The sequence below is a fragment of the Corynebacterium gottingense genome (assembly GCF_007559235.1).
GTDB lineage: Bacteria > Actinomycetota > Actinomycetes > Mycobacteriales > Mycobacteriaceae > Corynebacterium > Corynebacterium gottingense.
The window spans coordinates 286,128-307,757 of sequence record NZ_VMHH01000001.1 but is presented as its reverse complement, the minus strand read 5'-3'; the positions used below and the strand labels follow the sequence as shown (position 1 = coordinate 307,757).

The 21,630-nt window shown below is 65.4% G+C and carries 18 protein-coding genes; 12 read left to right on the top strand and 6 right to left on the bottom strand.

Going from position 1 to position 21,630, the window contains the following annotated elements; translation table 11 throughout:
- Positions 1–47: 47 nt before the first annotated feature.
- The 6 genes from infB (at position 48) to FPH17_RS01460 (ending at position 7,382) form a co-directional block, all read left to right on the top strand.
- Entirely contained in the window at positions 48–2,954 is a 2,907-nt protein-coding gene (gene infB, locus FPH17_RS01485) for a translation initiation factor IF-2 (protein WP_154878406.1), read from the top strand.
- Between the two features lie 132 nt (positions 2,955–3,086).
- Complete coding sequence (rbfA, locus tag FPH17_RS01480; protein ID WP_154878405.1) at positions 3,087–3,536, top strand: 30S ribosome-binding factor RbfA; 450 nt, start codon at positions 3,087–3,089, stop codon at positions 3,534–3,536.
- Positions 3,536–4,579, top strand: a complete 1,044-nt coding sequence (locus tag FPH17_RS01475) for a DHH family phosphoesterase (RefSeq protein ID WP_154878404.1) — start codon at positions 3,536–3,538, stop codon at positions 4,577–4,579. Before rbfA ends, FPH17_RS01475 begins: the two co-directional genes overlap by 1 nt.
- Before the next feature lie 20 nt (positions 4,580–4,599).
- Entirely contained in the window at positions 4,600–5,931 is a 1,332-nt protein-coding gene (locus FPH17_RS01470; RefSeq protein WP_095545866.1) for an MATE family efflux transporter, read from the top strand.
- On the top strand, positions 5,928–6,728 hold the full coding sequence (locus FPH17_RS01465) for a metallophosphoesterase family protein (protein WP_095277369.1): 801 nt from the start codon (positions 5,928–5,930) through the stop codon (positions 6,726–6,728). The genes FPH17_RS01470 and FPH17_RS01465 overlap by 4 nt, the downstream gene beginning before the upstream one ends.
- Complete coding sequence (locus FPH17_RS01460; protein ID WP_154878403.1) at positions 6,729–7,382, top strand: 4'-phosphopantetheinyl transferase family protein; 654 nt, start codon at positions 6,729–6,731, stop codon at positions 7,380–7,382.
- A gap of 5 nt (positions 7,383–7,387) precedes the next feature.
- Here the strand turns inward: FPH17_RS01460 and truB are convergent, their stop codons facing one another.
- Complete coding sequence (truB, locus tag FPH17_RS01455) at positions 7,388–8,284, bottom strand: tRNA pseudouridine(55) synthase TruB (RefSeq protein ID WP_095545864.1); 897 nt, start codon at positions 8,282–8,284, stop codon at positions 7,388–7,390.
- Positions 8,285–8,314: 30 nt separating this feature from the next.
- Between truB and FPH17_RS01450 the strand changes: the two genes are divergently transcribed.
- The 4 genes from FPH17_RS01450 (at position 8,315) to FPH17_RS01435 (ending at position 13,258) form a co-directional block, all read left to right on the top strand.
- Positions 8,315–9,289, top strand: a complete 975-nt coding sequence (locus tag FPH17_RS01450) for a bifunctional riboflavin kinase/FAD synthetase (RefSeq protein WP_154878402.1) — start codon at positions 8,315–8,317, stop codon at positions 9,287–9,289.
- 52 nt (positions 9,290–9,341) lie between these two features.
- Positions 9,342–10,319 carry a nucleoside hydrolase gene (locus FPH17_RS01445; RefSeq protein WP_154878401.1) on the top strand — a complete coding sequence of 326 codons (978 nt, stop codon included), beginning with the start codon at positions 9,342–9,344 and terminating at the stop codon, positions 10,317–10,319.
- Positions 10,320–10,467: 148 nt separating this feature from the next.
- Positions 10,468–10,737 (top strand): 30S ribosomal protein S15, encoded by a 270-nt coding sequence (gene rpsO, locus FPH17_RS01440; RefSeq protein WP_095277357.1) that lies wholly within the window; start codon positions 10,468–10,470, stop codon positions 10,735–10,737.
- Positions 10,738–10,942: 205 nt separating this feature from the next.
- On the top strand, positions 10,943–13,258 hold the full coding sequence (locus FPH17_RS01435; protein ID WP_095534964.1) for a polyribonucleotide nucleotidyltransferase: 2,316 nt from the start codon (positions 10,943–10,945) through the stop codon (positions 13,256–13,258).
- Positions 13,259–13,343: 85 nt separating this feature from the next.
- Here FPH17_RS01435 and FPH17_RS01430 read toward each other — a convergent pair whose 3' ends face one another.
- Both FPH17_RS01430 and FPH17_RS01425 read right to left on the bottom strand, forming a co-directional pair.
- Complete coding sequence (locus tag FPH17_RS01430; RefSeq protein WP_154878400.1) at positions 13,344–14,927, bottom strand: succinic semialdehyde dehydrogenase; 1,584 nt, start codon at positions 14,925–14,927, stop codon at positions 13,344–13,346.
- Positions 14,928–14,948: 21 nt separating this feature from the next.
- Positions 14,949–15,989, bottom strand: a complete 1,041-nt coding sequence (locus FPH17_RS01425) for an oxygenase MpaB family protein (RefSeq protein WP_238397088.1) — start codon at positions 15,987–15,989, stop codon at positions 14,949–14,951.
- A gap of 438 nt (positions 15,990–16,427) precedes the next feature.
- On the opposite strand from FPH17_RS01425, the gene FPH17_RS01420 reads away from it, so the two are divergent.
- A complete protein-coding gene (locus FPH17_RS01420; protein ID WP_095277348.1) occupies positions 16,428–17,015 on the top strand; it encodes a DUF6230 family protein in 588 nt (195 codons plus the stop codon).
- On the top strand, positions 16,996–18,393 hold the full coding sequence (locus FPH17_RS01415; RefSeq protein WP_154878398.1) for a DUF6114 domain-containing protein: 1,398 nt from the start codon (positions 16,996–16,998) through the stop codon (positions 18,391–18,393). Before FPH17_RS01420 ends, FPH17_RS01415 begins: the two co-directional genes overlap by 20 nt.
- A 510-nt stretch (positions 18,394–18,903) precedes the next feature.
- On the opposite strand, the gene FPH17_RS01410 is transcribed toward FPH17_RS01415, so the two are convergent.
- The 3 genes from FPH17_RS01410 to FPH17_RS01400 form a co-directional block, all read right to left on the bottom strand.
- Complete coding sequence (locus FPH17_RS01410; RefSeq protein ID WP_095277342.1) at positions 18,904–19,833, bottom strand: oxygenase MpaB family protein; 930 nt, start codon at positions 19,831–19,833, stop codon at positions 18,904–18,906.
- A gap of 20 nt (positions 19,834–19,853) precedes the next feature.
- Positions 19,854–20,642, bottom strand: a complete 789-nt coding sequence (locus FPH17_RS01405) for an NAD(P)-binding protein (RefSeq protein WP_095536723.1) — start codon at positions 20,640–20,642, stop codon at positions 19,854–19,856.
- Between the two features lie 222 nt (positions 20,643–20,864).
- Complete coding sequence (locus FPH17_RS01400; protein ID WP_154878397.1) at positions 20,865–21,602, bottom strand: AMIN-like domain-containing (lipo)protein; 738 nt, start codon at positions 21,600–21,602, stop codon at positions 20,865–20,867.
- Positions 21,603–21,630 lie beyond the last annotated feature (28 nt).

Here is a 21,630-nt window from a genome sequence, read left to right as displayed (position 1 = left end):
CACGGGTTCGGCGGGCACCGTCTCCTAGCACAACAACAAGGAGACACGTGCCCGGAAAGTTACGCGTACACGAGCTTGCCAAGAAGCTTGGCGTTACTAGCAAGGAACTGCTCGCCACGTTGAAGGAACAAGGCGAGTTTGTAAAGACCGCTTCGTCGACCATTGAGTCGCCAGTGGTGAAGAAGATGACGGCCTACTACCAGGAGAAGGAATCCGGTGGGAAGGCCGAGGGCGACAGCGGTGCGAAGGCCGCTCCGAAGCCCGGTGCCCCCAAGCCGGGGGCCGCGAAGCCTGCCGCAAAGAAGCCTGGTGCCCCGAAGCCGGGTGCGCCGAAAAAGCCGGGCCAGGGCGCTCCGGCTGCGCAGGGCGGTGCCCCGAAGCCGGGGGCCGCGAAGCCTGCGGCGAACAAGCCTGGCGCCCCGAAACCGGGTGCGCCGAAGCCTGCGGCGAAGAAGCCGGGCCAGGGCGCTGCGGCTGCGCAGGGTGGCACCCCGAAGCCGGGCGCTCCCAAGCCTGGTGCACCGAAGCCTGCGGCGAACAAGCCTGGCGCCCCGAAGCCTGGCGCGCCGAAGCCTGCGGCGAAGAAGCCGGGCCAGGGCGCTGCGCCGACGCCGGGCTCGATGCCGCGACCGGTGGCAAAGCCTGGCGGTCGTCCGAAGGTGGCGAACAACCCGTTCTCGTCCAACACCTCCGCTCCGCGCCCGGCGCCGCGCCCCGGTGGCGGCCGTGGCGGCCAGGGCCAGGGCAACCAAGGTGGTGGCCGTGGTCGCGGCCAGGGCGGACAGCGCCCGGGTCAGGGTGGCCAGGGCCAAGGCGGTCAGCGCCAGGGCGGAACTCGTGCTGGTGGCGGCCGTCGTCCGTCGCCCGCTGATATGGCTGCAGCTCCGTCGCCGAAGCAGATGCCGGCGAAGGCTGCCGGTACCCGCGGTGGACGCGGCAACGGTGGCGGCGGTCGCGGACGCGGTGGTGGCCCGGGCGGCCCGAACCGTGGCGGCGGCGGTGGCTTCCGCGGACGCGGCGGTCGTCGCGGTGGCACCGCGGGCGCATTCGGGCGTCCGGGTGGCGCACCGGGGCGTCGTCGCAAGTCCAAGGGCCAGAAGAGGGCCGAATACGAGGAGATGCACAAGCCGAACGTCATCGGTGGCGTTCGTCTCCCGGACGGCGACGGCAAGACCGTGCGCCTGCGCCAGGGCGCAACCCTGTCCGACTTTGCGGAGAAGATCAACGCGGAGGCGTCGGCACTCGTGCAGGCGCTGTTCAACCTCGGTGAGATGGTCACGGCGACCCAGTCGGTGCCGGAGGAGACCCTCCAGCTCCTGGGCGCGGAGATCAACTACGAGGTGAAGATCGTCTCGCCTGAGGACGAGGACCGCGAGCTGCTCGAGTCCTTCGACCTGCAGTTCGGCGAGGACGAAGGCGACGACGAGGATCTCCAGCAGCGTCCTCCGGTCGTGTCCGTGATGGGCCACGTCGACCACGGTAAGACTCGCTTGCTGGACTCGATCCGCAAGGCGAACGTGGGCCGCGGCGAGGCAGGCGGCATCACCCAGGGCATCGGCGCGTACCAGACCGAGGTCACCCTCGAGGACGAGCCGCGCAAGATCACGTTCCTGGATACCCCTGGTCACGAGGCGTTTACCGCCATGCGTGCCCGCGGTGCGAAGTCGACCGACTTGGCCATCCTGGTCGTCGCTGCGGATGACGGCGTCATGCCGCAGACCGTTGAGGCGATCAACCACGCCAAGGCGGCGGACCTGCCCATCGTGGTTGCCGTGAACAAGGTGGATAAGCCGGAGGCACAGCCGGATAAGATCCGCGGCCAGCTCACCGAGTACGGCCTCATCCCCGAGGAGTACGGCGGCGACACCATGTTCATCGACATCTCTGCGAAGCAGGGCACGGGTATCGACGACCTCCTGGAGGCCGTCCTGCTCACCGCCGACGCTGCGCTGGAGCTGACCGCGAACCCGGACATGGACGCGCAGGGCGTGGCCATCGAGTCCCACCTGGACCGCGGACGCGGCCCGGTGTCCACCGTGATCGTGCAGCGCGGTACGTTGCGCGTCGGCGACTCCATCGTCGTCGGCGGCAACTTCGGCCGCGTGCGCCGCATGGTCGACGAGTGGGGCAACGACGTGCAGGAAGCCGAGCCGTCCCGTCCGGTGCAGGTGCAGGGTCTCAACGGCGTTCCCGGCCCGGGCGACAACCTGCTCGTGGTGGAGGACGACCGCGTGGCGCGCCAGATTGCGGCGCAGCGCGACGCCCGCCACCGCGCAGCGATGCAGGCGCGCACGAAGAAGCGTGTCTCCCTGGAGAACCTGGACCAGGCGCTCAAGGAGACGAGCCAGCTCAACCTCATCCTCAAGGGCGACAACGCCGGTTCGGTGGAAGCCCTGGAGGAGGCGTTGCTCAAGATCGAGGTGGACGACGAGGTCGAGGTGAACATCATCGACCGCGGTGTTGGTGCCGTCACCCAGACCAACGTGGTCCTGGCTGCCGCTTCCGACGCGGTCATCGTCGCCTTCAACGTTCGCGCTGAGGGCAAGGCGACCGAGGAGGCCAACAACGAGGGCGTGGAGATCCGCTACTACTCGGTGATCTACGAGGTCATCGACCAGGTGGAGGCCGCACTCAAGGGCATGCTCAAGCCGATCTACGAGGAACGCGAGGTTGGTGCCGCGGAGATCCGCCAGATCTTCAAGGCATCCTCCGTCGGCCTCATCGCCGGCTGCATGGTCACCGAGGGCCACGTCAAGCGCGGCGCGAAGCTGCGCCTCGTGCGCGACGGCAACGTCATCACCCCGGATGCAACGATCGAGTCGCTGCGTCGCGAGAAGGACGATGTCACCGAGGTGGCCAAGGGCTACGAATGCGGTATGGTCCTGTCCTACCCGGACATCCAGGTGGACGACCAGATCCAGGTCTACGAGATGGTCGAGGTTCCCCGCGACTAGCGCATAACGCGCAGAAAGAGGGAAGCACGCTGCCCGGCCCCGGCATGACGCTGGGGTGCGGGCAGCGTGGCGTCGATAAGCACATGCGAGCGTCTAGACTAGAGACGCTTACGCGAAGAAGGAGATGATGACATGGCTGAAAACCCGCGCGCACAGCGCCTTGCCAAGCAGATTCACGCGATCGTGGCGTCTGCGATTGAGCGAGAGGTCAAAGACCGGCGTCTGGAGCTGGTCACCATCACCGACGTTCGCGTCACCGGCGACCTGCACGACGCGACTGTGTACTACACAGTGCGTGGTCGCGACATCGACGAAGAGCCGGACTTCGACGGGGCGGCGCAGGCGCTCCACCGCGCCCGCGGCCAGCTGCGCAAGAAGGTCGGCGACCAGCTCGCCGTGCGCTTCACGCCGACGCTCGCGTTCGAGCTCGACACCGTGCCGGAGGCCTCCGCGCGCATGGAGGAGCTGTTGAACCGGGCGCGCGCCCGCGACGCGGAGACCGCGCGTCTGCGCGCCAACGCGACTCCGGCCGGAGACGGTAACCCGTACAAGATCAGCGGCGACGCAGAGTCCGGGCAGTAATGGGCGGACTGTTCGCGGACACCCCGGCAGTCGGGGAGCAGCTGGGGCAGGTCGCCGAAGTGCTGCGCGGCGCGGAGCGCATCTCCGTCGTAGCGCACATCAAGCCGGATGCCGACGCAGTCGGCTCCGCGTGCGGCCTGGCGGCGGGGCTGCGCAAGCTGGGCAAGGACGCCCGTGTCTACATCGGGCAGACCTATCCGCACCCGGGCAACCTGCGAACTGTGCCTGGTGTGGACGACATCACCTACGGGTCGCACCTGCCCGCAGACGGCCTCATCGTCACCGTGGACTGCGCGTCCGTGGACCGCACCGGCCTGCTGCGCGAGCAGATCGACGCCGAGCGCGACCGGGTCGTGGTGATCGACCACCACGAGACCAACCCGGGTTTCGGTGCCCACAACCTCATCGCAGATGCTGAGTCCACCACGACCATTATCCGCGAGCTGTTCACGCACCTTGGCGTGGAGCTGGATTCTGAGATCGCGTACTGCCTGTACGCCGGGCTGGTCACCGACACGGGCAGCTTCCGCTGGGGGACACCGCGAATGCACACGCTTGCCGCCGAGCTCATGGAATACGGCCTGGACACCCGGCAACTCACCATGGACTTGATCGACAAAGCAAGCCCCCGCGACCTGCAGATCATGGGCGGAGTGCTGGCGGATTTGCAGAATTTCCGCCAGGAGGGGCTCGTTGTCAGCGTGTTCACCATTCCGGCGGAGGCGCTGGCTCGCATGAGCCAAACCACGGTGGAAACCATCATTGATTACGCCCGCGTGCTGGAAGGCTCCGACGTGGGTATGGTGCTCAAGCAGAACGGCCCGAAGCACTGGGCGGTGTCGCTGCGCTCGACTGTGATCGACGTATCCAAGCTGGCCCAGGCCCTTGGGGGCGGCGGGCACATCCCGGCCGCGGGGTACACGGCGTACGGATCGCAGGACATGGTTGTGCGGGACCTGATCGCTGCGCTGCCTACGCGCGAAGAGCGCGCTGCCTCCCAACACGAGCCAGCAGCCCAAAACTTCCCGAACGCTAACCGATAAGGAGAGTGCACGCTGCCGTGATGGCGCAACGCAACGACGCGACGGTCACCCCTGGCAAGATTCTCGCCCTGGCCCTGCCGGCACTGGGTGTGCTGGCGGCCAACCCCCTCTACCTGCTGCTGGACACCGCCGTGGTCGGTCGGCTGGGCACCGCGGAGCTGGCGGCCCTCGCCGCAGGCACCACGATCCAGTCCACGGTGACCACCCAGCTCACGTTCTTGTCCTACGGTACGACCGCGCGCAGCTCCCGCCTGTTCGGCGCGGGGAAGCGCGAGGCCGCCGTGGCGGAAGGCGTGCAGGCCACGTGGGTGGCGCTCGGCGTCGGCTTCGCGCTCGCCACCATCATCTGGTTGTTCGCGCAGCCGATCGCGCTGGCGCTCACCAATGACGCGGCCACGGCCCAGGAGTCCGCGCGGTGGATGCATGTCTCCGCGTTTGCCATCCCGCTCACGCTCATCATCATGGCGGGCAACGGCTGGATGCGAGGTGTGCAAAACACGCGGCTTCCGTTCCTCCTCACACTGTGCGGACTCATTCCGGGCGCGATCGCGCTGCCCATCTTGGTGGGAAAGTTCGGCCTGATCGGCTCCGCGATGGCCAACCTGCTGGGCATGGGCATCACGGCCGCGCTCTTCCTCACCATGCTGCTCCGCGAGCACGCCGGCAGCTGGGGGCCGCGCTGGCGCGTGATGCGTGAGCAGCTCGTCTTGGGGCGCGACCTGATCCTGCGCTCCCTGTCCTTCCAAATCTCGTTCCTCGCCGCGGCGGCGGTGGCCGGCCGGTTTGGCGTCGCGACGCTTGCCGCGCACCAGATCCTCCTGCAGCTGTGGAACTTCCTCACGCTCGTCCTCGACTCGATGGCCATCGCCGCGCAAACGCTCACCGGGGCTTCGCTGGGCAAGGGGCGCGTCGCTGAGGCACGCTCCGTCGGCGCGCAGGCCACCCGGTTCTCCGTCGGCTTCGGCGTGGTCTTGGCGTTGGTCTTCACGCTTTTCGACGCCCCCCTGCAGTCCATTTTCACCCAGGACCCAGCCGTCCACGACGCCCTCACCATCCCGTGGTGGTTGCTCATCGCCATGATTGTCACCGGCGGCGTCGTCTTCGCCCTGGACGGGGTGCTGCTCGGGGCCGGCGACGCGGCGTACCTTCGCAACATCACCATCGCCTCCGTACTTGGCGCCTTCCTCCCGCTCACGCTGCTGTCGGTGGCGTTCGGGTGGGGCCTGGTCGGCATCTGGGCCGGGCACCTCGCCTCGGTGCTGCTGCGCCTGGTCGGCGTGGTCATCCGCTTCCGGGGCGACGAATGGGCACAGACAGGAGCAGAGCGCAAGACCCGAAAGGCGAGCGCATGACCACCACCCTCTGGGCAGTGAGCGACCTGCACGCAGCGGTGAAGCGGAACGGGCCGAAGATCGCCCAGATCCAGCCCGCGGACCCGTCGGACTGGCTGATTGTGGCCGGAGACGTGGCGGAACGCCACGAGTTGATCGTGCAGGTGATGGCGGAGATGGCCGGAAGGTTCGACACGGTGATCTGGGTGCCGGGCAACCACGAGCTGTTCGCCCGCAGCGCGGACCGCTACCGCGGCCGCGATAAGTACACCGCACTGGTGCAGTCCATGCGCGAGCTGGGTGTGGTCACCCCAGAGGACCAGTTCCCCGTCTTCGGTGGCGTTACCGTCGCCCCGTTGTTCACGCTGTACGACTACTCATTCCGTGGCCCCGGAATGACGGTCGAGGAGGCCATCGAGGCGGCGAAGGAAAAGAACATCGTGATGACGGACCAGTACGCCATCGCCCCGTTTGTGGACGTGCGCGCGTGGTGCTGGGATCGTCTCGCGTACACCACGAAGCGGCTCTCACGAATCAGCGGGCCCACCATCATGGTGAACCACTGGCCGCTGGTGCAGGAGCCGACGCTGCGGATGCAGTGGTCCGAGATTGCGCTGTGGTGCGGGACGAGGCATACGCGATCTTGGCCAAAGCGCTACAACGCCCGCGCAGTGGTGTACGGGCACCTGCACATGCCCGGCGTCGTGGAGGTGGACGGCGTGGACCACATCGAGGTCTCGCTCGGGTACCCGCGCGAGTGGCAGCGCCACCCTGCAGGGGTGCAGTTCCCGTACCCGGTCATGGAACTGGGGGCCTAGATGCAGAACCTGGCATTGTTTCCCCCCGAGGCCCGGTTTGTGTACCTGCGTACGAATGAGCGCAGAGACCTGACCCACTACGAGGATCTCCACCCCAGTGAACAAGAGCTTGTCAGCCGCGCCGTGGACAAGCGCAAGGGCGAGTTCGGCGACGCGCGCTGGTGCGCCCACGAGGCGCTCAAGGAGCTGGGCTGCAGCGACGCGGGCGTGATTCTGCGCGGCGAGCGCGGGATGCCGCTGTGGCCGCACGGCTACACCGGGTCGCTCACGCATACAACCGGCTTTCGCGCGGCGGTGGCGGCACCGACACGGCACGTACGGTCCATGGGACTCGACGTCGAGCCCGCGGTCCCGCTGCCGAGCGAGGTGGTGCCCCGCATCGCCAGGCCCACCGAGCGGGCGATGCTGCGCGAGCTGGAGGAAGAAGGCTTCGAGTGGGCCAGCAAGCTCCTCTTCTGCGCCAAAGAGGCGACGTACAAGTGCTGGTTTCCCATGACGCGCCGCTGGCTCGGATTCGAGGACGCCGACATCGTGCTGCGCACCGACGGCACGTTTTCGTCCTACATCCTGGCCCGGCCCACCCCGGCACCGCTGTTTGAGGGGCGCTGGGTAGCTGGCGACGGCTACATCATCGCCTCCGTCTTCGTGGAGTAGGCGATTTAGCCCAGGGTTGCCGGGCGAGCCACGAACTCCGTGGACAGGCGCTTGCCCTTCTCCTTGACCAGGGCCACGACGCGTCCGTCCGGCCCCTGGGCGGCGTGCACGCCCTGCAGCCCGCGCGGTTCGAGCCATTTCCCCAGCGCGAGTGCCTGGTACTCGTCGTCGCTGACCGGGAGCACCGGCCAGGCGCGAGTGAGCGCCTCGTCCAGGGTGAGCGAAAGAGCGGGGGAGTCTTGGAGGACGGGGAGCGGCGTGGCGTCGGCAAGCGAAAATGCGCCAACGCTGGTGCGGCGGAGTTGCGTGAGGTGACCGCCGACGCCGAGCGCGGCGCCCAGGTCGCGGGCGAGAGCGCGGATGTAGGTGCCGGAGGAGCAGTGGACGGTCACGGTGACGTCGATAAGCGAGCCCTGCCTGCTGACCTCGTGGGTGTCGAAGGCGAAGATGGTGACCGGGCGGGCGGGGATGTCCACGTCTTTGCCCTCGCGGACCAGCTCGTGCGCGCGCTTGCCGTTGATTTTGATGGCGGAGACCGCGGTGGGTTTTTGCATGATGTCGCCGGTCAGGGCAGTGATCTCGGCGGCAATCTGCCCGTCGGTGATGGCTGCTGCGTCATGCTCCGCAGTGAGCTCGCCCTCCGCGTCATCGGTGGTGGTGGACTGGCCGAGCCTGATGGTGGCCTCGTAGCGCTTGTCGTGCGCGACGAGGTGGGCGAGCAGCTTGGTGCCGCGCTCGATCCCGGCGACAAGCACGCCGGTGGCCATCGGGTCGAGCGTGCCGGCGTGCCCCACCTTGCGGGTGGAAAATGCGCGGCGCAGCTTCGCTACAACATCGTGGCTTGTCATGCCCGCGGGCTTGTCTACCACGACGATTCCAGAGGTTGCGAGGGGATCGGTCATGGTTTTCCAGTATGCCGTACGCTATTGCGCGTGGATATTTTGCACGGGCTTGGAAGCGTCCCAGCACATCTGAAGGCGGACGGCGGTTGCGTGGTCACCATCGGCGTGTTCGACGGCGTGCACCGCGGGCACCAGCTGCTCATCAGCACCGCCGTGGACAGGGCGCGCGAGCGTGGCGTGCCGTGCGTGGTGATGACGTTCGACCCGCACCCGGTGAGTATTTTCGCCCCCGATCGTGCCCCCGTCGCCTTGCTTCCCATTGAGGAGCGTGCCCGGCAGATCGCGGAGCTCGGCGTGGACTACCTCCTGGTCATCGACTTCCGCGAGGAGCTGGCAGGCGACAGTCCTGAGCACTACGTCACCGAGGTGCTGCAGGGGCGGCTCGGCGCCCTCGAGGTGGTCGTGGGCGAAAACTTCACCTTTGGCAAGGACGCCGCCGGCACCGCGCAGACGATGGCGCAGCTGGGCGAGCGCCACGGCCTCGAGGTGACCATCGTGCAGTTGCTCAACGACGGCGACGTGCGCATCTGCTCGACCGCCATCCGCGACGAGCTCACGGCCGGGAATATCGGCTTGGCGACGGACTACATGGGCCGGCCGTTCTCGGTGATCTCCGTCATCGAGCGCGGCGCGGGCCGGGGTGGGCGCGAGCTGGGGTACCCCACGGCGAATCAGTACGTCGAGGAGATGTCGGCGCTGCCCGGGGATGGTGTCTACGCCGGTTGGGTCACCATCATTGATGACGCCCCCATTGACGGCGACATCGAGCCCGGGGTGCGCTACCCGGCGGCGATCTCGGTGGGCACGAACCCGACCTTTGGTGATACCCGCCGCAGCGTCGAGTCCTACATTCTGGATCGCGACGCCGATCTGTACGGACGGATGGCGCGCGTGGAGTTTGTGGACAAGGTCCGCGACATGGTGAAGTTCAACTCGGTGGACGAGCTGCTGGAGAGTATGGCTCGCGACGTCGCGCGTACCCGGGAGATCCTCGCCGCGGAGTAGGGGCGCGCTATTGTCGGGGGCACGACAGTCTTCGCAGCGAAAGGACCCAACCATGGCACGCAAGCTCATCCTGGACGTGGACACCGGCATCGACGATGCGCTGGCGATTGCGTACGCACTCGGCTCCGAGGACCTGGACCTCATCGGCGTGACGGGGACCTACGGCAATGTGCTGGTCCCCACCGGAACGAGGAATTCGCTTGCCATCCTGGAGCTGTTCGGCCGCACCGACATCCCGGTCTACGCGGGGCCGGACCACGCGCGCGCCCGCGATTCCTTCGAGGTCATGGAGATCTCCGAGTTCATCCATGGCAAGAACGGTATCGGCGAGGCACAGATTCCGGACGCCTCGCGTGCGGTGGAGGAGCAGTCCGCCGTGGAGTTCATGGTGGAGTCTGTGCGCCAGTACGGCGACGAGCTGGTGATTGTGCCTGTGGGTCCTCTCACCACGGTGGCCGCGGCGATGGAGGCGGACCCGACGTTTGCGGACAACGCGCACATCGTGATCATGGGTGGAGCGCTCACCGTGCCCGGCAACGTGACGCAGTGGTCCGAGGCCAACATTAACCAGGACCCCGAGGCCGCTGACCTAGTGTTCCGCAACGCGAAGGACATTACGATGGTTGGCCTGGATGTGACGCTGCAAACGCTGCTGACATCCAAGGAGACCGCGGAGTGGAAGGCGCTGGGCACGACCGGCGGCGACTTCCTGGCCACCGCGACGGACTACTACATCAAGGCCTATGAGACCACCGCGCCGTACCTGGGTGGGTGCGGACTCCACGACCCGCTCGCCGTGGCGGTGGCGGCGGACCCGAACCTGGTGGAGACGTTGGACATCAACCTGAAGACGGACACGGAGGGCGAGACGCGGGGGCGCACGATTGGCGACGAAGCCCGGCTCAATGACGCGGCGAAGACCGGGCACGTGGCGGTGGGCGTGGACGTCGAGCGCTTCCTCGCCGAGTTCATGCGCCGGTTGACCGGGCTTGCACAGCGGACCCCGGGGCGTGACGCGGCCGCGAAGTAGCGCGATTTGGGGAGGGCGGTAGCGCTCCGGTAGTATGTTCCGCTGGCCCTGTCACCGGAGCGTTCCGGGGCACAGACTGTGGTTCGCAGCAGTCCCGCAGGGCATGAGAACACCGAAGAATGCGGACTGAAATATAAGGAGCATACTCATGGCACTGTCCACTGAGAAGAAGGCCGAAATCCTCAAGGAGTACGGCGTCCACGAGACCGACACCGGTTCCCCGGAGGCGCAGGTTGCGCTGCTGACCGAGCGCATCAACAACCTGACCGAGCACCTGAAGGATCACAAGCACGATCACCACTCCCGCCGTGGTCTGCTGCTGCTGGTCGGCCGTCGCCGCAGTCTGCTGAAGTACCTGCGCGAGAACAACGTTGAGCGCTACCGCGACCTCATTGCTCGCCTGGGCCTGCGCCGCTAAGCACAGCTGAGAGCCCGCCCGGTGTTACCGGGCGGAGACGCACCAACCCGCCGCTTTCGAATCGGGACGCTGTCCGCCGACACGTTCCCGGGACGAGGCGGCGGGTTTTGTGCGCGGTGGGGAGGTGCAGAGAAGCGTGCCTTGCACGGTCGAGCTGGTATGATGTTTGCCGTTGTAGATGAACGCATACGAACCGGCGGCACCGATGACCGCCACGACGAGACTCGAGGAGAGAGATCTTTTGAGCACCTTTACGCCCAAGAACTCGTACGACATTCACGTGGACGAGGAGTTCGGGATTACTGAGGCGGTTGCCACGCTGGACAATGGCGACTTTGGCTCCCGCACCATTCGTTTTGAGACCGGTCAGCTCGCCCGCCAGGCGGACGGGTCGGTGACCACCTACCTGGACGATGACACGATGATGCTGGCCACCACCACCGCGTCGAACCAGCCGCGCGAGGGCTTCGACTTCTTCCCCCTGACGGTCGACGTGGAGGAGCGCATGTACGCCGCCGGCCGTATCCCGGGCTCGTTCTTCCGCCGCGAGGGCCGCCCGACCACACAGGCGATCCTGGCTTGCCGCCTGATCGACCGCCCGCTGCGCCCGACGTTTGCCAAGGGGCTGCGCAACGAAGTGCAGTGCGTGATCACTGTCATGTCCATGGCGCCTGACGAGTACTACGACGTGGTGGCCATCAACGGTGCCTCCGCGGCTACGCAGCTGTCCGGGCTGCCGGTCTCCGGCGCCGTCGGCGGTGTGCGCATGGCGCTGATTGCGGATGATAAGCACCCGGAGGGACAGTGGGTCGCCTTCCCCAACGCTGCGCAGCACGAGCGCGCGCTGTTTGAGATGGTCGTGGCAGGCCGCATGGTGGAGCGCAAGCGCGGTAAGAAGACCGAGGAAGACGTTGCCATCATGATGGTGGAGGCCGGCGCTGGCGTGAACGTCGTGCAGCTGGTCAAGGACGGCTACCCGGCGCCCAAGGAGTCCACGGTTGCTGAGGGCCTCGAGGCTGCGAAGCCGTACATTCAGACGCTGGCGAAGGCGCAGGCCGACCTGGCTCAGGAAGTGGGCAAGGAGACCAAGGAGTTCCCGCTTTTCCCGCCGTACACCGACAAGGTTTACGAGCAGGTGGAGAAGAAGGCCGCGAAGAAGCTGGCCAAGATCATGACCATCAAGTCCAAGGCCGAGCGCGAGGACGCCTCCAACGAGTACATGGAGGAGATCGAGGAGACGCTCCTGGATAAGTTTGACGTGGACGACGATGACGCTGAGGTCACCGCCATGTCCAAGGAGATCCGCGCCGCGTACAACGCAGTGCAGAAGAAGATTGTGCGCGAGAAGATCCTCACCGAGGGCTTCCGTATCGACGGCCGCGGGGTCACCGACATCCGCGACCTCGAGGTGGAAGTCGAGCTGGTGCCGCGCGCACACGGCTCCGCACTGTTCGAGCGCGGCGAGACCCAGATCCTCGGCGTGACCACGCTGGACATGCTGAAGATGGAGCAGCACATCGACTCGCTGCACCCGGAGGATACGAAGCGCTACATCCACCACTACAACTTCCCGCCGTACTCCACGGGCGAAACGGGCCGCGTCGGCTCCCCGAAGCGCCGCGAGATCGGCCACGGTGCGCTGGCCGAGCGCGCGCTGCTGCCGGTCATCCCGTCCAAGGATGACTTCCCGTACACGATTCGCCAGGTCTCCGAGGCGCTGGGCTCCAACGGCTCGACGTCGATGGGCTCCGTGTGCGCGTCGACCCTGTCGCTGTACAACGCGGGCGTGCCGCTGGCGGCGCCGGTGGCAGGCATCGCCATGGGCCTGGTGTCCGGCGAGGTTGACGGCGAGACCGAGTACGTCACCCTGACGGACATCCTGGGTGCAGAGGATGCGTTCGGCGACATGGACTTCAAGGTCGCCGGCACCAGCGAGTTCATCACCGCCCTGCAGCTGGACACCAAGCTGGACGGCATCCCGTCTGACGTCCTCGCCGGCGCGCTGGAGCAGGCCTACGAGGCCCGCGAGACCATCCTGGACACCATGTCCGAGGTCATCGAGGGCCCCGACGAGATGAACCCGCTGGCCCCGAAGATCACGACGGTGACCGTTCCGGTGAAGAAGATCGGCGAGGTCATTGGGCCGAAGGGTAAGACGATCAACTCCATCACGGAGGAAACCGGCGCGGAGATCACCATCGAGGACGACGGCACCATCTACGTGTCTGCGACCGAGGGCTCGGCTGCCGACGCCGCAATTGAGAAGATCAACGCGATTGCGAACCCGCAGATGCCGAAGGTGGGCGAGCGCTACCTGGGCACCGTGGTGAAGACGGTTGCCTTCGGCGCTTTCGTGTCCATCCTGCCGGGCACCGACGGCCTGATCCACATCTCCAACCTGGGTGGCAACACCCGCATTGAGAATGTTGAAGACGTGATCAACGTCGGCGACAAGGTTGAGGTGGAGATCCGCGACATTGACAACCGCGGCAAGATCTCCCTGGTCCCCGTCGAGGAGTAGGTCGACCCCGCGACGGCAAACGCCTCCCCGAACCGGCTGCGCGCTGGTGGGGAGGCGTTGTTGCGTCGATAAGCGAATGCGAACGCTAGGGGAGGAACCGCAGCTTCTTGCCCAGGTTGAGCGCCGTAGTGAGCAGCGTGCCGTAGTAGCGGCGGGGGAGCTGCGCGGGGCCTCGCATCGGCATGATTCGCTGCTGGGAGATGTTCTTTGGTTCCGTGTACTTGGTCAGGCCCTCGGGGCCGTGGCGGCGGGCTAGGCCGGATTCTTTCACACCGCCGAGCGGGGTGGAGATGGAGGCCCAGGTGGAGGCGTAACCGTCGTTGATGGTCACGCTGCCGGACTCGATGCGTTGGGCGAGGGCCCACGCCGTCTTCGGCGCGCCGAAGACGGAGGCGTTCAGGCCGTAGGAGGTTGCGTTGGACAGCTTGACGGCCTCGTCCATGTCGCGCACGCGCTGGACGTATACGACCGGGCCGAAGACTTCCTGGGTGGCCAGGTCGGTGCCCTCGCCGAGGCCGGTGAGGATGGTTGGTTCGAAGTGGAAGGGACCGATGTCCGGGCGCGCCCTGCCACCGGTCACTACGGTTGCGCCTTTGGCCAACGCATCGTCCACGAATGCTTGCACGCGGTCGAGCTGGGCCTGGTTGATGAGCGAGCCCATCTCGTAATCCCAGTTCAGCCCCTTGCCCAGGGTGATGGACTCCGCGGCGCGCCGGAATGCGGCGATGAAGCGGTCGAAGAGCGCGTCGGGCACGTAGATGCGCTCAATAGACACGCAAAGCTGGCCGGAGTTAGAAAAGCAGGCGGTGGCGATCGTGTCAATATGCTTATCGACGTCAGCGTCCGGGGCAATTAGCATCGGATTCTTGCCCCCGAGCTCTGCCGAGAACCCGACGAGGCGCTCGCCGACCGTCCTGCCAAGCAGCTTGCCGGTCTTGGTGGAGCCGGTGAACATGAGGTAGTCGCACTGCGCGGCGATCGCGCCGCCGACCTCTTCGCCGGATCCGGTGACGATCTGGAAGAGGTCGCGCGGCAGGCCCGCCTGGATGAGCAGGTGGAGCGAGATGAGGTTGGAGAACGGGGTCTGCCAGTCCGGCTTTGCCACGACGCCGTTGCCGGCGATGAGGGCGGCCACCGCGTCTGAGACGCCGAGCGCGAGCGGGTAGTTCCACGGGCTGATTTGGCCGACGACGCCTTTGGGCACGCGCTGCTCGGCCGTCTTGGTAATCAGGGGGAACGCTCCCGCCCGGCTCGAAGTGGTGAGCAGGCGCTCCGCAGTGTTGGCGTAGTAGCGGGCGTTGTTCATGACGTCGAGGACTTCGTCGAACGCGGCGGTGCGGTCCTTGCCGGTTTCAAGCTGGACGATGTCCGCGAGCAGCTCCCGCTCGCGGTACACCAGGTCGTGGAAGCGCTCGAGCACAGCGACCCGGTCTGCGATGTCGCGCGCGGCCCACTCCCGTTGGGCGGTGCGGGCGCGGCGGAACGCCTCATCGACGTCCGCGGCGGTGCCGGCCCCGACCCAGCCGATGGGCTGGTCGACGAAGGGGGACGTGACATCTTGGCGCTCGCTGGCGTCGAGCGAGCCCGTCGCGCGGTTGGTGGTCAAGTTGAGCAGCATTTCCAGGAAATGTTCCGGGAGCGGCTGTTCCTTCAAACGATGAATTGGCATGAAGTTTGCGCTCACTCCTGGTTAGAACGGGCAGCCGGCTGCGCGGCGGGCGGCGACGGCGTCGGCATCGTCGTCAAGCGTGCTGCGCTGCTTGCGTGCGGAGACGGTGAGGCCGTCTGCGGCCTTGAGCTCTGCTTCTGGGTCCTCGTCGCCGTTGCCCTGGTACGGGCGGATGTCCTTCGGCTCCTTGTACTCGCCGGAGATCATGCCGTGCTTGATCATCTGGGACCGGCCCGGCTCCATGTAGCGCTTGTCCTCCGGGAGGATGTCAAAGACCTTCTTCACCAGCTTGGCAATGCGGTCGAAGCGCTTTTGGTCCTTTGCGGACCAGTCGAGCTCGAGGATGGCGCGCTCCTTTGCGGGGATCGTGCCGTAGGTGAGCCAGATGACGCTGCGCATGATCGGCTTCCAAATGATCTTCCACACCTTCGGGGAGACGCCTTCCGGCGGGGTGATCATCTCGTCGCGGGCGGTTCGCAGGGCGAAGTCGACGGTTTCGTTGCGCTCGAGGACGGTGTCGGCCATCTCGTCCATGTACGCCACGAGGTCGTCGTAGTTGTCGATGACCGGGCGCTCAGACATGCCGTAGTGGTCCCACCAGGTCACGCCCTCGCGCACGATCTGGTCCTTCTCCTCGTGGGTGAAGGGGGTACCGAAGAGCTCCTGGGCGTAGATGACGCGGTAGACAAACGTAGCGTGCGCCCACCAGAAGGTTTCGGGGTTCATGGAGTGGTAGCGCTCGCCGTTGCGCAGGGTGCCCTTGATGGTGGTGTGGTAGTCGCGGATCTGCTTGCCCAGGTCTCCGTCGTCGTAGATGGACATGATGATCTGCGGGGTGGAGCGCTCCAGGCGGGCGAACGGCTCGTCGAAAAACTTGGAGTGGTCCAGCAGCGACTGGCCGATGGCTGGGTGCATGTTCTGCATGACGCCGGTGTACCCGCGAAGGAGCTGGATGCGCTGGTCAGAACCCCACTTCCACAGGAGCGAGTCCGGGCCGAGTGGGGAGCGGCGGAGCTCGCGCTTACCGCTCTTTGAGGAGTTGGCGGAAACTGGCGTGGACATCAGTTGCCTCATTTCATGTGCTTGTAGACATCTCGATTGATATGTGAACGGTAGCACAGGAGCACGGTTGGCCGGGTGGGGATCACATAATTTTCCGGCCCTAAGGATTTTGCCGTGTCGAGGCGCCGGCTGAAACGTGGGCGTTCTGCGGGCGTTCTGGGGCTGTGACGGCGAGGATCTGGTGTGGGCACCTACCTTATGTGCGGGTAGTGGTTCGCAGTGCGACCGCGGGGGTGTCCGGTATTTTCAACTTTGGGTGTATGTGGCGGACGTCATGAGATTCGGTTTGGTCTGGGCCACCGCAGCCGTGTTAATGTGTGGCAACTCATACAAGAGCGTGTCGTTTTGGCGGAAGTCTCAGGCCCAACCTCAGCACTCCCCGCAGCACCTGAGGGTGCATTGGTTAAAACGGTTGCACAACGATGAAAGGTTGCCCCCATGGGGAAATTCAACTGGAAGAAGACCGCGGTCGCCCTGACCACCGGTCTCTTGGCGTTCGGGGCCACTGGCGTCGCTGTCGCGCAGGGAGGCCTGACCGCAAACCTGGCGCTATCGGGCACCTTTTTCAAGGTCAGCATGACGCACCTGGACGGCGAGGACTTCTCGCTGTTTGTGGATAGTGAGCCGATGAAGGAAGATGACACCATTCCGGTCGCCCGCCTGAAGTTTGGCCACGCGTACGCTTCCAACCTGTGCCTTTCCGCCACGCTGCCGGATCTCCCGATGGTCGGCGAGGGCACGCTCGCTCTTCGCGCCAACGGCGACAACAGCGTCGAGGTCCGCAACCTCGTCGTGGGTGCCAACGACATTAAGGGCGCACTCCAGCTCACCGACGCAAGCGTCGGCATCGACGCCCAGCAGGTTAACGCGCAGGCCGCGCCTGGGACCTGGGGCCTGCACTCCAACAAGGTCTCGCTCAGCGCCGACGACATCACCACTACGTCCATCGGCGCCGAGTACCTCTCCGCGTCAGGCGTTGGTGTGACCGTGGTGAAGGGGAGTGACAATGCCTGCGGCCTCAAGTAGCGACGAGGAGCACATGCTTATCGACGACCACGACACCGCCACCCACGACACACCGGGACTGGCACACCGCTTCAATCAGTGGCGGAAGAATCGCCCGTTCATTCCGGGCCTGCTCATGATGATCTCCGGCTTCGTCATCGCGGCGCCGGCATACATCACGGTTGAGGTCTCCGACATCCTGGTGATGATCTCCACCGTCTCCGGCGTATCCACCCTGCTCATCGGCGTGCTGATGTTCATGTTCGGCCTCGGGTGCTGGTTGCAGCCCGCCACCGCGGTGTACCTGGGTGTGCTGGCCATCATCGTGTCTGTGATCTCATTGCCGACCTCGAACCTCGGCGGCTTCGTTGTGGGCGCGCTGTTTGGCATTGTCGGCGGCGCCCTTGCGCTGGGCTGGGAGCCGGGCGAGAAGAGCGCGAAGAAGCGCAAAGGGAAGCACACGAAACGTGCGTCGGCTGCCGACGCACCGGAGCAGCCGGAGGACTTCGATCCGTTCGCCGAGGACGCCTTCGATGAGTCCGAACCCGAGGAATCCGAGACCGAACAGCGCGGGGGAAGCTCGAAGTGGAGCGGAGGTTCCACGCTGAATTCGGTCGTGGCCGTCGCTGCTACGAGCGCGGTCCTCGCACTGCTGCTCAGCGACACTGGGGTCGTATCTGCGCAGGAACCGGCGGCCCCCGCAGCGCCGCAGCTCCCGCAGGTGGAGCTTCCAAAGCTTCCGGCCCCGGAGCTCCAGTTGCCGGAGATTCCGAAATTGCCAGCGCCGTCGGTCCCCAATGTTCCGGGCCTGCCGGCGCCGACGCAGCCCGCACCGGAGAGTTCGGCCCCTGCGGCCCCGGCGGCTCCGGGGGTGGGCGAGGGGGCGTCGATAGGTACGAGCGCAATTCCCTCGGGGCTGGCCCCGGCCGCGGCGCCGAGTACTGTGACTGCGGACAAAGTCACGCTGACCGGTAATGTGCACGCGACGCTGGACTATGTCAACGTGGGAGGACAGCAGCAACGAGCGCTGGTGCTGAGCGGCGATCGGCTGGTTGGGCACAACCTGGGTCTTAAGATTCCCGGCATGGGTGGTGGGAACCTGACCACGGGAAACGTTGATACGACAGTAACGAATGGGCCGGTGAAAGTCGTGGCTACAGGCTTGACTGCGACGCCCGCTGTGCGTGATCTTCCGACCATCCCAGTGACGGTCGATCTCAGCGGTGACCTCAACTCGGTCCTCGATCAGCTCGGTGTACCCGAGAAGCGTCCCGTTCCCAATGTAGAAGTGCCCGACATGTTAATGAATGAGATTTCGCTGAACAACGTGACCATGCAGATGGTGACGCTCTACGGACAAGGGTTTAATGCGCCGTCGGTTCGCCTGACAGTTCCGTAGATTGGGCGAGCAGAGAGTTTTGACTGGGCTCTGAATTTTCCGCCTGTGCGGAACTTTTTGGGGCCCAGCTATTCCGCCTGTGCGGAATTTTTGATCGCACGGAGTACACGAGGTTGGGAAGACCGGGCCCAGCTTTTCCGCGTGTGTGGAATTTTTCGGGCCCGGCTTTCCCGCGTGTGCGGAATTCTTCGGGCCCGGCTTTTCCGCTTGTGCGGAATTTTTCGGGCCCAGCTTTTCCGCCTGTGCGGAATTTTTTGAGGCCGAGTTTTCCGTCTGTGCGGAATTTTTTGGAGGCCAAGTTTTTCCGCTTGTGCGGAACTTTTGGAGCCCGGCTTTTCCACTTGTACGGAACTTTTGGTCTGCCGGTTTTTCCGCCTGTGCGGAACTTCGGCCATACGTTGAGCCACCACACGGATACATGGTGATAATGCTCACGTCGGGGCGCAGTGCATAAAGAAAGCGCCGGGTCTCGGGACGAAACCTGGCGCACTCTCGTCGCGGTGGAAGCCGTTAGTAGTGGAAGCCGCCCTCGGCTTCGGCTTTCTCGTACGCGCGGGATGCGATCGGTACCATGCGCGCCTTGCGCGGGAGGACTGAGAATACAGCGCGTGTGCCCGTAGAAAGCAGCTTGAGGCGACGGGCATCTTTCTTGGTCCACTCCCAGCCGAGCTTGTCACGAAGCTTGTCGGGGATCATGCCGATAGCCACCCAGAGGAGGAGCTTGGAGGCGAAGGGGGCAACCGGCTTCCACGCCCATTTCGGCACCGACGGGTCCGGTGTGTCGAGCGTCAGACCATTGATGATGCGGGAGCGCTCGATCGTCTCACTGGGGCCGAGCTCGTCGATCATGCGGTCCATGTATTCGACATACTCGTCGTACGTCTTCGGTGCGCTTTCGGGTTCGGCGACACCGTAGAAGCTGTACCAGGTGCGACACTCCTGGAAGAGCTGATCCTTCTCCGCCTTGGTCATATCCGGCATGAAGTTGCCGGCAAGCTGGTACGGCATCGCGGCAAACGTCGCGTGTGCCCAGTAGTAGACCTCCGGGTTCAGCGAGTGGTAACGCGAGCCATCCGGATGGGTGCCCTTAATGTCCTTGTGGAAGTCGCGGATCATTGAGCCAACCTCGGGCCCTTCGTACACTGCGCGGATGATTGGGAATGCGGAGCGGACCAGGCGCGCGACCTCGTTATCAAACACGTTGGATTGCTGGACCAGGGAACGGCTGATGTCTCGGTGCGCGATCTGCAGCACGCCTGCGGCCAGGGCGACGAATGCGGAGCGCCAGTCGCCAAAACGATCCCAAAGGATGGAATCCGGGCCGAGCTCGGGCAGGCCGGGTTGCGGCTCGGCGACGTGGCCCTGAGCCGCTTCCTGCGCTGCGTTGAGCCCCGCGTCGGCAGCGGACTCGTTCTTCGTCGACGGGTGGACGGTAGTCATGGTGTCTCCTTCGGGCTTGGTTAGTGTGCCGCTGCGGTGGCTCGGGCGGTTCGGCGGGCGTCGTCGGCATAGTGAGATGCGCGCTTGAACTCGTGGACGGTCGCATCGAACTCGGACAGCTTCGAGCGAATGCCGCGAACGGCGCCAGGTTGCACGAGCCACTTGTCGCGCTTGACGGTCAGCGCACCGGGCCCGCGGATTTCTAGCTGTCGGGCGTAGCGGCGGGCGTAATCGCCGCGCGCTTCGAGCACGGCCAAGGGGTGTCGCTTGAGGCTGGAATCGGTGGGGTAGGGGCCGTCGACAAACAGCGCGTTCGGCAGACCGACAACTTCCACGCCGTGGTGCAGGTAGAGGTCATCGACCGAGATGTTTGGGCGGCCGGGGACTGCGATCCACGGCGATGCCTCGCCGGTGGCGCGGACGAGAATGTCAAAGCGCTCAGTGTGCTCGCCGCCTTGTGCATCGATGAAGGTCACCTCCCACTGGCCTTCGCCTTCATCAAACGCAGCACCGGTGACCGTGGTGTGCGGGCGGAATTCCGCGCCGCCCGCCTGCACTGCCGCGGCGAGGTGGCGCGCGGCGGCAGCAGCAGAACCGTCCACCTTGGTCACCTTGAGGTACGGCGTGCGGTAGTGGAGACGCTTGGACACAGGTTCCGCATCGGGCGCCGCCAGGTGGCCGCCGATTGCTTCGCGCTTGTCAAAGAGGGTGGTGTCAAAGCCGGAGAATGCGCATTCTGCGGCAGCGGTAGCGCCAGCAGGGCCGGCGCCGATGACGGCCACTGTGGGGCGTCTGTAGGGATCAAACATTGTTGGGTGCCTTTCACAGCTGGCGATGTATGCGCCAACGAGAAGATCGATTCATGGAATTGTTCTAGATCATACAGAACGATACGGGGTAATAGCGCTCTCTCGCAAGAAAAAGTGTGTTGCAGATAACTCAGGCGACCTCCCCTCGCCCGACTACCAACAGTGCACATGCAAAAGCGGGCACCCGATGGAGGGGTGCCCGCGGATGAAGAGGGGTTGCGCCTACTTGGGAAAGTCGAGCACTACGCGCGTCGGGTTCTCAAGCATTTGGAACGTGAAGTCGCGCTCGGAGTCCAGACCCACGTAGAAGAGCGAATCGCCTTCCGTGCCACCAGAGTTGAATACATCAAGAATGTTGCCGGCTGCCACGCCTAAACTGCCGTGACCAACAAACTGGCGCCCCTCGGGTGTATCAACCACTGCCACCCGTCGCAGCACAACTGGAAGGAACGCATTTCCCTTGACGGGTTCAATGTCTCCGGTGCCTTGCTGGTCCGGGGCATCTTTATACGTCATAGCTTTCTCGACGACCTCTGGGTCCCCCGAAAACTCAAAGACCAGCCGGTCGAACCCCTCGTGCTCTGCCGCTCGAACGTCACGGAGGAGGACCTCGGGCATGCCCGGGTTCCAGTACTCACTTCCCGGAATGCCTCCGCCGGCCGCCTGGGCGGGCTGGTGCACCGGTGCCACGGCTGACGGTGTGACCAGCGCTTTGGTCAGCGGCGCAAGCGCTACCTTGTCGCCGGGCCTGCCGGTTGTAGCCACCACACTCGCGTCGGGATCGTGGGTCTGCGCATCCGAGTCCTCCGTGACCTGTGTCGTCGATTGGATGGTAACGGTCTCCGAGCCGCTGTCACCCTCGTTGGCGCAACCGGCGAGTAGGAGGGAAGTCGCGGCAATGCCCGCGACGGTTCCGCGTGCCGAGCGTGTAGGCAGGCGAATGATAGGAAACGATGACATAACTGCCAGTATTTGCTTCCTGTAGCGC